The organism is Actinomadura logoneensis (assembly GCF_003428695.1).
GTDB classification, from domain to species: Bacteria; Actinomycetota; Actinomycetes; order Streptosporangiales; family Streptosporangiaceae; genus Spirillospora; species Spirillospora logoneensis.
In genome coordinates this window covers 1-10249 of record NZ_QURH01000167.1, presented here as the reverse complement: position 1 = coordinate 10249, position 10249 = coordinate 1, and the positions used below count along the sequence as shown (strand labels likewise).

General features: G+C 74.8%; 10 protein-coding genes. 9 read left to right on the top strand and 1 reads right to left on the bottom strand.

Annotated elements, in window-relative coordinates; all coding sequences use genetic code 11:
• The 8 genes from DZF91_RS39595 to DZF91_RS08645 form a co-directional block, all read left to right on the top strand.
• A partial coding sequence (locus DZF91_RS39595) for an exo-alpha-sialidase (RefSeq protein ID WP_158587885.1) occupies positions 1 to 1719 on the top strand: 1719 nt, incomplete at its 5' end.
• Positions 1720 to 1765: 46 nt separating this feature from the next.
• On the top strand, positions 1766 to 3334 hold the full coding sequence (locus tag DZF91_RS08675) for a sialidase family protein (protein WP_199486504.1): 1569 nt from the start codon (positions 1766 to 1768) through the stop codon (positions 3332 to 3334).
• 241 nt (positions 3335 to 3575) lie between these two features.
• Positions 3576 to 4115, top strand: a complete 540-nt coding sequence (locus DZF91_RS08670) for a fluoride efflux transporter FluC (RefSeq protein WP_117356961.1) — start codon at positions 3576 to 3578, stop codon at positions 4113 to 4115.
• Positions 4112 to 4471, top strand: coding sequence for a fluoride efflux transporter CrcB (crcB, locus tag DZF91_RS08665; protein WP_117356960.1), 360 nt, complete (start codon positions 4112 to 4114; stop codon positions 4469 to 4471). Before DZF91_RS08670 ends, crcB begins: the two co-directional genes overlap by 4 nt.
• Before the next feature lie 247 nt (positions 4472 to 4718).
• Positions 4719 to 6227 carry an MFS transporter gene (locus DZF91_RS08660; protein ID WP_117356959.1) on the top strand — a complete coding sequence of 503 codons (1509 nt, stop codon included), beginning with the start codon at positions 4719 to 4721 and terminating at the stop codon, positions 6225 to 6227.
• Between the two features lie 24 nt (positions 6228 to 6251).
• Positions 6252 to 7172, top strand: coding sequence for an NADP-dependent oxidoreductase (locus DZF91_RS08655; RefSeq protein ID WP_117356958.1), 921 nt, complete (start codon positions 6252 to 6254; stop codon positions 7170 to 7172).
• A 361-nt stretch (positions 7173 to 7533) separates the two neighbouring features.
• The gene (locus DZF91_RS08650) at positions 7534 to 8511 is read left to right on the top strand and encodes a GlxA family transcriptional regulator (RefSeq protein ID WP_117356957.1); all 978 of its coding nucleotides are present in this window, start codon (positions 7534 to 7536) and stop codon (positions 8509 to 8511) included.
• 68 nt (positions 8512 to 8579) lie between these two features.
• Entirely contained in the window at positions 8580 to 9182 is a 603-nt protein-coding gene (locus DZF91_RS08645) for an isochorismatase family protein (RefSeq protein WP_117356956.1), read from the top strand.
• A gap of 165 nt (positions 9183 to 9347) precedes the next feature.
• Here the strand turns inward: DZF91_RS08645 and DZF91_RS08640 are convergent, their stop codons facing one another.
• The gene (locus DZF91_RS08640; protein WP_117356955.1) at positions 9348 to 9821 is read right to left on the bottom strand and encodes a TIGR00725 family protein; all 474 of its coding nucleotides are present in this window, start codon (positions 9819 to 9821) and stop codon (positions 9348 to 9350) included.
• A gap of 118 nt (positions 9822 to 9939) precedes the next feature.
• Here DZF91_RS08640 and DZF91_RS08635 point away from each other — a divergent pair.
• Positions 9940 to 10249: hypothetical protein (locus DZF91_RS08635; protein ID WP_199486503.1), on the top strand; the 310-nt coding region annotated here is incomplete at its 3' end.

Below are 10249 nucleotides of genomic sequence, written 5' to 3'. Positions count from 1 at the left end.
GCCCGCGGGGCCGCTCCGGGCGCGTCCCGCGCCTCCGCCCCGCGGTGCGACGGCCGGCGCGGCGCGAACGTCAAGGTCAACCAGAACTGCCAGAACGTCACCGACGCGGTCCTCGCCGGACGCGGGCAGGCGCAGAACGAGACCTGGGTGGCGGTCAACCCGAACGACCCGCGGCAGATCGTCGCGTCCTACAACGACTACCGGCGGGGGGACGGCACCTGCGGCGTGGACCACTCGTCCGACGGCGGCCGGACGTGGGCGGACGCGACCGTCCCGAACGGGTTCGTGTCCGGCGCGGCGTTCGGCGGCGCGCCCCGCGAGTACATGCAGTCCGGCGGCGACACGTCCGTCGCCTGGGACACGCGCGGCAACGCCTACCTGAACTGCCAGGAGTTCAAGCGCGGCAGCGGGGTCTCCCCGGACGCCGACCAGTCCAGCGGCTTCTACGTGTACCGCTCGACCGGCACCGGCGGAGCCTCCTTCGACTTCCCCGGACGGCCCGTCGCGCAGCACGACGACACCGCGGGCGCCGGGAACTTCCTGCTGGACAAGCCGCTGATGGCGGTGGACGCGCACGTCCGCAGCCCGTACCGCGACCGGGTGTACGTCACCTGGACGACCTTCGCCGACGACGGCACCGCCTACATCTACGGCGCCTCGTCCGCCGACTACGGCGAGCACTTCTCCGCGCCCGTCCTGATCAGCGCCGACTCGGCGCTGTGCGGGCAGACCTACGGCATCCCCACCCCGCACGGCCGGTGCAACGACAACCAGGGCGCGCAGCCCGCCGTCGCCTCCGACGGGACGCTGTACGTCACCTGGTCGAACTACAACGTCGCGCAGAAGGGCAAGGACAACCGGTTCCAGGTCTTCGCCGCCCGCTCCACCGACGGCGGCGCGACGTTCTCCGCGCCCGTGAAGGCCGCCGACTACTACGACCTGCCCGACTGCGACACCTACCAGGGCGCGGGCCGCAACCCCGGCCGCGACTGCGTCCCCGAGAAGGGCGCGGGCACGGACTCGGTCTTCCGCGCGACGAACTTCCCCAACATCGCGGTCGATCCGCGGAACCCGCGGCGCGTGGTCGTCACGATCGGCTCCTACATCAACCGGAACTCCCACGAGGGCGCCGGCTGCGCGCCCGCCGGGCTCACCGCCTTCGACGCCGGGCTCGGCAGCCTCTACGACGGCGTGAAGAACGGCGGCTGCAACAACGACATCGTGCTGTCGGCGTCGTCCGACGGCGGCGCGAGCTTCACCGGCACCGCCACCGACGTCCGCCGGCTCCCGGTGGCCGGGAGCGGCGACCGCGGCGCCCGCGCGGACCAGTTCTGGCAGGGCACCGCGTTCACCCCGGGCGGGACGCTCGTCACCGCCTACTACGACCGGCGGTACGGCGACGACGAGACCACCGGCTTCTCCGACGTCACGCTGGCCACCAGCCGCGACCTCGCCCACTTCGCCACCACGCGGGTGACGTCGTCGAGCATGCCGCCGCCGAGCCAGTTCAACGGCCAGTTCTACGGCGACTACATCATGGTCGACGCGTCCGCGACGACCGCGCACCCGGTGTGGTCCGACACCCGTTCCCCCGAACTGTTCCCGTGCCCCGGCACCGGGACCCCGGGCCGTCCGCCCGCGGTGTGCACGGCCCCGGCGGCCAACGCCTCACCCGCCAACGACGAGGACGTCTACACCTCGGCCGTGCCCGTCCACTGAGACCCCTCCCCATGAACTGAGCCCCGTCCCACTGAGGAGCACCCGAATGAGACAGCGAAGTCTGATCGCCGCCGGGCTCGCCCTGGCGCTGGGCGGGACGCTCGCCACCGGCGCGTCCGCCGACGCCGGACGGCCCCTCCGGAACATCTCGCCCGGCGACCCGTACGCGGCCTGCACCGCCGGGGCCACGGCGCACGGCGTCGTCACCCCCGGCGCCGAGGAGGAGCCGTGGATCGCGGTGGACCGGCGCGACTCCCGCCGCGTCATCGCCGCCTACCAGCAGGACCGCTGGTCGGACGGCGGCGCGCACGGCGTCGCGGCGTCCTACAGCACCGACGGCAGGCACTTCACCAAGGTCCCGCTGCCGTTCAGCAAGTGCGCGCCCGGCGGTCTGAACTACGAGCGCGCCTCGGACGCCTGGGTCGACTTCGGGCCGGACGGCGTCGCCTACGCCAGCGGCCTGAACTTCGACGTCGACAGCCCGCGCAACGGCGTCGGGGCCGCCACGTCCTACGACGGCGGCAGGACCTGGACGCACGTCACCCAGCTCATCGACGACACCGACCCGGCGATCGGGGACGACAAGAACGCGGTCACCGCCGACCCGCTCCACCCCGGCACCGCCTACCAGGTCTGGGACCGCATCGACCAGGTCGCGACCGGGCCGGGCGCGCACTACGACGGCCCGTCCTACATCTCGGTCACCCGGGACCACGGGCGCACCTGGACGAGGCCGCGCGTGTTCGTCGACACCAGCGTCGTGCCGAACTCGCAGACCATCGGGAACGTCGTCGTCGCCGACCCGCGCACCGGCACCCTGTACGACTTCTTCGAGTGGCAGACCTACAGCGACCCCACGGCGACCCGGGCGACCGACCTGCACTTCGCGGTCGTCACGTCCCGCGACCAGGGCCGCACCTGGAGCCGCCCGACCACCGTCGCCGCCGACACCTCGGTGCCCGAGGTCCACCCGAACGCGCCGGACGACCCGGCCAAGGCGCTGCGCGCCGGCGCGAACCTGGTCAGCGCGGCGGTGGACCCGCGGACCGGCGAGCTGTACGCCGCGTTCGAGGGCTCGGCGTTCACCGGCGGCCGGTACGACGACGTCGAACTCGTCCACTCCACCGACCACGGCCGGACCTGGTCGGCGCCCGTCCGGATCGACCAGGCCGCCGAGGCGCCCGCGTTCACCCCGTCCATCGCGGTGAACGACCGGGGGCAGGTCGCGGTCACCTACTACGACCTGCGCTACCTGCGGCCCGGCGAGACCGCGACGCTGCCCACGGCCATGTGGATGGCGGTCTTCCCGCGCGGCGGCGGCCGGCCGTCCGAGCGGCGCGTCTCCGGGGTGTTCGACTGGCTGCTCGCGCCCTACGCCGGGTGGGGGCACTTCCTCGGCGACTACGAGTCGGTCGCGGTCAGCGGCGGCACGGCGTTCCGGCCCGCGCTGGTCGCCACCACCGGCGACTCCGCCGACCCGACGGACGTGTACAGCGGGGTCCTCGCGCCCGCTCCCGCCCGTCCCGGCGCGCTGGGCGCCCGTCCGCTGGGCGCCCGTCCCGCGCCGCGTCAGGCCGCTCCCGCCCACCCGAACGCGCACCCGCGCAGGCACTGACGGGGGACCGGACCGCGCCCGCCCCGGCGACCCGCCGGGGCGGGCGCGGGTGTGACCGGGGTCGCATGCCAGGCGGTGCGGGGCTCGCTAGAATGACCTGAGGTGCTCGTGCGAACGACACCGCGGCGGTGGGGCCCGCCGCCCCCGGCCGTCCGCCGACGCGGACGCGGGGAGAACCGCGAAGCCTTTTGCCAACGGTCCCTGCCAGTGTGGTCCGCCCATGCCCTGGTAGGAGGAACCGATGTCCCAGCCCCGGCTGCCCGTCGATCCCGACGTGGAGCTGCGCGTCCCCGACCAGCGCCGCGAGCTGGCCCGCGCCCCGTGGGCGACGCTCGGCGCGATCTCGGCGGGCGGGACGCTCGGCGCGCTCGCCCGGTACGGCCTCGCCACCGCCTTCCCGCACGGACCCGGCGGGTTCCCCTGGGCCACCTTCTGGACCAACGTCTCCGGCTGCCTCGTCATCGGCGTGCTGATGGTCGTCGTCACCGAGGCGGTCCGCCCGCACCCGCTGCTGCGGCCGTTCCTCGGCGTCGGCGTCCTGGGAGGCTTCACCACCTTCTCCACCGCGATGGTGGACGTCCACCAGGCCGTCCGGGACGGGGCGTCCGGGACGGCGCTGGCCTACCTCGCCGCGACCCTGCTCACGGCCCTGGCCGCCGTGTGGACGGGCGTCCGGCTGACCCGCGCGCTCACCCCGTCCACAACCGTCTCGAGGACCGCCCCCCGGGACCGCGCCCCCGGCGGGGTCGGCGCCTCCGCCTCCGAGGGGGACGTCCGATGACGCTGCTCCTCGTCGCGCTCGGCGCTGCCGTCGGCGCGCCCGTCCGGTACCTGACCGACCGCGCCGTCCAGGCCCGGCACGACTCGGTGTTCCCCTGGGGGACGTTCGCCGTGAACGTCCTCGGCTGCCTGCTGCTGGGGTTCCTCGTCGCGCTCCCGGCCGACGGCGGGCTGATGGCGCTCGCCGGAACCGGCTTCTGCGGCGCCCTGACCACCTACTCCACGTTCGGCTACGAGACCGTCCGGCTCGCCGAGACCGGCGCGCGGCCCGCCGCGGTGCTCAACGTCGTCGCCTCGATCGGCGCGGGCCTCGGCGCGGCCTGGACGGGCATGGTCCTCGCGCAGGCCCTCCTCTGAGGCCCCCGTGGCACCTTCCTGAGGGCCACCGTGTCGCGCCGTCCGGTCTCGCCTTTTTGCCCAATCTGTGAAGGGGGTTGGGCTTCCCGCTGAGGGCTTCCGGCTACGGGTCCACTGACGGACGGAACGGGAAGGGGGCCGGGGGCGTGCCGGACACGGTCGTGGCGGACACGCCGGACGGGCCCGCGCCGCGGCCGGACGCCCCGGCCGCGGCCCGCTCGCGGCTTCCCCAGACGGGACGCCACGGGTGACCTGGCCGCCGAGGCGCTGGGCCGTCCTCGCGGTGCTGTCCGGCAGCCTGCTGATCATCGCGATGGACGCCACCATCCTCAACGTGGCGTTCCCCTCCCTGGTCGCGGACCTGCAGCCGGCCTCGGTCGAGCAGCTGTGGATCATCGACGCGTACGCGCTGGTGCTGTCCGGGCTGCTGATCACCGCCGGGGCGCTCGGCGACCGCTGGGGACGGCGCAGGCTCCTCATCCTCGGGTTCGTGGTCTTCGCGGCGGCGTCGCTGCTCGCCGTCGCCGCGTCCGCGCCGTGGGTGGTGATCGTGGCGCGGGGGCTGCTCGGCGTCGGCGGCGCGGCGATCATGCCGTCGACGATCTCCCTGCTGCGCGCGGTGTTCACCGACCCGCGCGAACGCGCCGTCGCCTACAGCGTCTGGACGGCCGTGATCGGCGCGGGCATGGCGCTCGGCCCGCTGGTCGGCGGCCTGGTCGTGCAGGCGTCCGGGTGGAAGGCGGCGTTCCTGCTGAACATCCCCGTCGCGGTGGTGTGCGTCGGGTTCGCGCTGTGGCTGGTGCCCGAGTCGTCCCATCCCCGCGCCGGACGCTGGGACTGGTGGGGCGTCGTCCTGTCGGCGGTCGGAATGGTCGCGCTCGCCGGGGGCATCAAGCTGGTCGGCGGGCACGACGTCCCGGCGGGGCTGGGCCTGCTGGTGGTCGCGGCGGTCACCCTGACCGTGTTCGTCCGGCGGGAGCTGCGGCTCGACAACCCGCTGCTGCAGGTGCGGATGTTCGGCAACCCCGTCTTCACGGTCTCGGCCGTGGCGATCTTTCTCGGCATGATGGCGCTGGGCGCGGTGCTGTTCCTGATCACCCAGTGGTTCCAGTACGCGCGCGGCCTGGAGCCGTTCGCCGCCGGGCTGCGGCTGCTGCCCGCCCCGGCGGCGCTGATCGTCGCGCCGCTGTTCACGCCCCGGCTGATGGAGCGGTTCGGGGTCCGGGTCGTGCTCGGCGCGGGGATGGCCCTGGCCGCGGCGGGGATGGCCGTCCCGTGGGCCGCCGACCTCGCGGGGCGGCTGGAGTACGCCGAGATCGCGGTGGCGCTGGTGTGCCTCGGCACCGGCTTCGGCATCGCCGCGACCGCCGCGTCCGTGGCGCTGCTGTCGTCCTCCCCGCAGGAGGAGGCGGGCGGCGCGGCGGCCGTGGAGGAGATCTCCTACGAGCTCGGCGGGGCGATGGGGGTCGCCGCGATCGGCAGCCTCGCCGCCGTCCTGTACCGGGGGCACGTGCCCGACCTCGGCCTCGGCGAGGACCAGATGGCCCGCGTCCGGGACTCCATCGGCGAGGCCGCCGTCGTCGCCGCGCAGAACGGCGGCGGGCTCGGCGCGCACATCACCGCGGTCGCCGCGTCCTCGTTCACGCACGCGCTCGGCGTCTCGTTCGCCGCCGCCGCCGTCCTGCTGCTTGCCTCGGGATATGTCGGGTACCGGATCATCCCGGCCAGTTTCCGGCCGACCGAGAACACCCACTGAACCCGTCCGGAAAGGACCACCACCATGAAGGCCGCCAGCTACGACGCCTACGCCCCGGACAACTCGCGCCTGCGGGTCGGGGACGTCCCCGACCCGCGCGTCGGACCTGGCCAGGTGCTGGTCGAGGTGCGCGCCGCCGGGGTCAACCCGGTGGACTGGAAGGTCATGGCCGGTGGCCTGGACCCGATCGTCGAGGCGGTCTTCCCGGTCATCCCGGGCTGGGACGTCGCGGGCGTCGTGGCGGCCGTCGGCGTGGACACGCCCGAATTCGAGCCCGGCGACGAGGTGATCTCCTACGCCCGGATGCCGATCATCCGGCACGGCACGTTCGCCGAACTGGTCGCCGTCCCCGCCGAGTTCCTCGCCCGCCGCCCGGTCGCCCTCGACTGGGCGGCGGCGGGAGGCTTGCCGCTCACCGGGCTCACCGCCCTGCGGCTGCTGAACCGCCTGGAGGTGACGGCGGGCGACGTCCTGCTGGTGTACGGCGCGGCCGGCGGCGTCGGCAGCATCGCCGTCCAGCTCGGCCGCGAGCGCGGCGCCCGCGTCATCGGCACCGCCTCGCCCCGCAACCACGACTTCGTCCGCGGCCTCGGCGCCGAACCCGTCGCCTACGGCGAGGGACAGGCCGACCGCGTCCGCGACCTGGCCCCGGGAGGCGTCACCGCCGTCGCCGACTGCGTCGGCGGCCAGCTCGACACCACCCTCGCCGTCCTGGCGTTCGGCGGCCGGCACGCCTCGATCGCCGACCCGTCCGTCACCGAACACGGCGGCTCGTCCGTCTGGACGCGCCCGGACGGCGCCGCCCTCACCGAACTCGCCGCCCTCGCCGACCAGGGCGTCCTCACCGTGGAGGTCTCCCGCACCTTCCCCCTGGAGGAGGTCGCCGCCGCCTTCGACGCCAGCCGCACCGGCCACACCCGAGGCAAAATCATCCTCACCCCCTGACCCATCGCGCCGAATCCCCGGCCACCCGCGCCGCGCCCTGCTTCACTGCGGGCATGAGCCGCGTCGACGCCGTCGTCCTGACCATGAACGACACCTCCCGCTGCCGCTGATCCCCGTCTACCTGGGCCTGTGGACGGTGCTGACCGTCGCGCGGCTGCGGTCCGCCGCGGCGCTCGCGGCCACGGTGCGGGGCTTCCGCGAAGGCATGGCCGGGCGGGGTGCGCAGGATCGGCGGCCGATCCGGTGGCGGACCGTGGCGCGGCTCGCCCGGGCGGGACGGCCGCCGGTGGTGTGAGGGGATGGCCGGATGTGACAGGAGGGTGTCATGGCGGACGTGGGGGAGGGGCAGGAGAATAGAGGCATGTCCGCTCCGCACCGTGTCGTCATCGCCGTGTTCCCGGACGTCGATCTGCTCGACGTCACCGGGCCCGCCGAGGTGTTCGCGCTCGCCAACCGGGAGATGCCGGACGGGCGCGCGCCCTACGAGGTCCGGCTGGCCGGGGCGGGCGGCGGGCTCGTCCGGACGAGCGCCGGTGTCCGGATCGCGGCCGACCTGACCCTCGCGGACGTCGGCGACCGCGTGGACACCCTGGTCGTGCCCGGCGCGGTCGACGGCGCGGGCGCCCCGGTGATCGACCCGGCGCTGGTCGGCTGGATCGCGGACACCGCGCCGCACGCGCGGCGGGTCGCGTCGGTGTGCGTCGGCGCGCACCTGCTCGCCGCCGCCGGGCTGCTCGGCGGACGGACCGCCACCACCCACTGGGCCACCGCCGACCGCCTCGCGGCCGACCATCCCGACGTCGTGGTGGACCCCGACCCGATCTACGTCCGGTCCGGGGACGTCTGGACGGGCGCGGGCATCAGCGCCTGCATGGACCTCTCGCTCGCCCTGGTCGCCGAGGACCACGGTGAGCGGGTCGCGCTGGACGTCGCCCGGCAGCTCGTGATGTACCTCAAGCGGCAGGGCGGGCAGAGCCAGTTCAGCGTTCCGCTGTGGCAGGCCCCGGCCGAGCGGCGCGACATCGACGAGCTGCGGGCGTGGATCACCGCCAACCTCACCGCCGACCTGTCGGCGGCGGCGCTCGCCGACCGGATGTGCCTGAGCGAGCGGCACTTCAGCAGGGTGTTCCGCCGGGAGACCGGCGCGACGCCCGCCGCGTTCGTCGAGGCCGCCCGCGTGGAGGCGGCGCGGCGGCTGCTGGAGGGCACCGACGAGACGCTCGACCACGTCGCCCGGGCGTCCGGGCTGGGCTCGCCCGAGACGCTGCACCGGGCCTTCCGCCGCCGCCTGGGCACGACCCCGGCGGCCTACCGGCGGCGGTTCCGCACCGCCGCCTGATCCGTCCCACCTTCGTCCGGCCTGGTCAGGCCGGTGTTCCACCCTGCCCGAAAACAAGGAGACGACCCATGACCGTTTCGACCACCCTGCGCGACATGATCGGCCTGGACGGCACCCTGCCCGCCCTGTCGACGAGCACGCTGATCATGATCGACTTCCAGAACACCTACACCACCGGCGTGATGGCCCTGCCGGACGCGGACCGGGCACTGGACGCCGGCGCGCGTCTGCTGGCCGCCGCGCGCGCCGCCGGGGCCCCGGTCGTCCACGTCGTAAACGACGGCGGCGAGGGCACCCCGTACGACATCCGCGCCGAGATCGGGCGGATCGAGTCCCGCGTCGCGGCGCGCGACGGCGAGCCGGTCGTGGTGAAGGGCTTCCCGAACGCGTTCCACGAGACGGAGCTCGAAGCGGTGCTCCGCCGCCTGGACGCGGGCCCGGACCTGGTGCTCGCGGGCTTCATGACGCACATGTGCGTCCAGTTCACCGCCCAGGGCGCGTTCAATCTCGGCTACAGCCCGACCGTCGTCGCCGAGGCGTGCGCGACGCGTCCGCTCGCCGGGCCGGACGGCGAGCCCGTTCCGGCCGACGCCCTGCACGCCGCCGCCCTGACCACGATCGGCGACCTGTTCGGCCGGGTCGCGGCCCGGGTGGACGACCTGCGCGACTGACCCCGCCACCTCCGATGAAGGCTCAGGGGCGGGCCGCCGGATCGACGCCACGATCCGGCGGCCCGCCTCCATCGTCCCCGTTCCCCTCGCCGACTCCTTACCGTGCCCGAGTTGCCACGCCCCGAGGTCACTCCCTGCTGTTCCCGGCGCTGCTTCGCTTGCCTGTCAGTGCCACAGGCCGGTCAGCGCGAGGGCTTCCTCCGGAGTGGTGGCGTGGAGGACGCCGGGGACGGGTTCGCCGTCCTGGCCCAGGACCGTCCAGCCGCCGAGCTGGACGACCGGCGCGCGTCCCCGCTGCATGGCCAGCGCGAGCTCCGAGAGCGTCCCCCACGAGCCGCCGACGACCACCACCGCGGCGGCGGCGTTGACGATGACGCTGTTGCGGGCCTGCCCGGCCCCGGTCGGGACGACGATCGACAGGTTCGGATCGGCGCCCTCGGCGTCGTCGCGGGACAGGATGCCCACCACCGTCCCGCCCGCGGACCGGGCCCCGGCCGCCACCGCCGCCATGACGCCCGTGTACCCGCCGCAGACCACCACCGCGCCGCGCTCGGCCAGCAGGCGGCCGAGCTCGCGGGCGTTCCTGCGGTCGTCCTCGGTGCAGTCGCTCGGACCGCACACCGACACCTGGATGGCCATCGCGGTCTCCCTCCAGGGACGACCCTACGCGAACGCACCAGGACGAAGCGGACCCGCCTCCCGGCTCTCTTCCCTTCTCTGACCAGGCCTTTCACTGCAATTCCCCGGCCTGACCGTCATGCTTCGCCTCGCCGGGCTGCTGCTCACCGGCCTGGACGACTTCGAGGGCCCGACCGCCGGGACCGTCCTGGTCGTCGGGCTCGCCATGACCGGCTCGGTGACGTTCCTGCCCGCGATCACCGCGCGGAGCGGCGACGTGCTGGTCGCGCGCGTCCCGCTGGCGCACTTCGGCAACGGGCCCGACGCCGCCCGCTCCCTGGTCGAACTGCGCCGACGCAGCGACACCGCGTCCGGCGGCGGCGGCCGGGACGGGGCCGCGCCCCGGCTCGGCGGCGGCGGACGGCGCGCCACCCGCGCCCCGCCGGGAG

Coding starts and splice junctions, on each gene's coding strand:
- DZF91_RS08675 (WP_199486504.1), top strand. CDS start 1,766: ATGAGACAGCGAAGTCTGATCGCCGCCGGGCTCGCCCTGGCGCTGGGC.
- DZF91_RS08670 (WP_117356961.1), top strand. CDS start 3,576: ATGTCCCAGCCCCGGCTGCCCGTCGATCCCGACGTGGAGCTGCGCGTC.
- crcB (WP_117356960.1), top strand. CDS start 4,112: ATGACGCTGCTCCTCGTCGCGCTCGGCGCTGCCGTCGGCGCGCCCGTC.
- DZF91_RS08655 (WP_117356958.1), top strand. CDS start 6,252: ATGAAGGCCGCCAGCTACGACGCCTACGCCCCGGACAACTCGCGCCTG.
- DZF91_RS08650 (WP_117356957.1), top strand. CDS start 7,534: ATGTCCGCTCCGCACCGTGTCGTCATCGCCGTGTTCCCGGACGTCGAT.
- DZF91_RS08645 (WP_117356956.1), top strand. CDS start 8,580: ATGACCGTTTCGACCACCCTGCGCGACATGATCGGCCTGGACGGCACC.
- DZF91_RS08640 (WP_117356955.1), bottom strand. CDS start 9,821: ATGGCCATCCAGGTGTCGGTGTGCGGTCCGAGCGACTGCACCGAGGAC.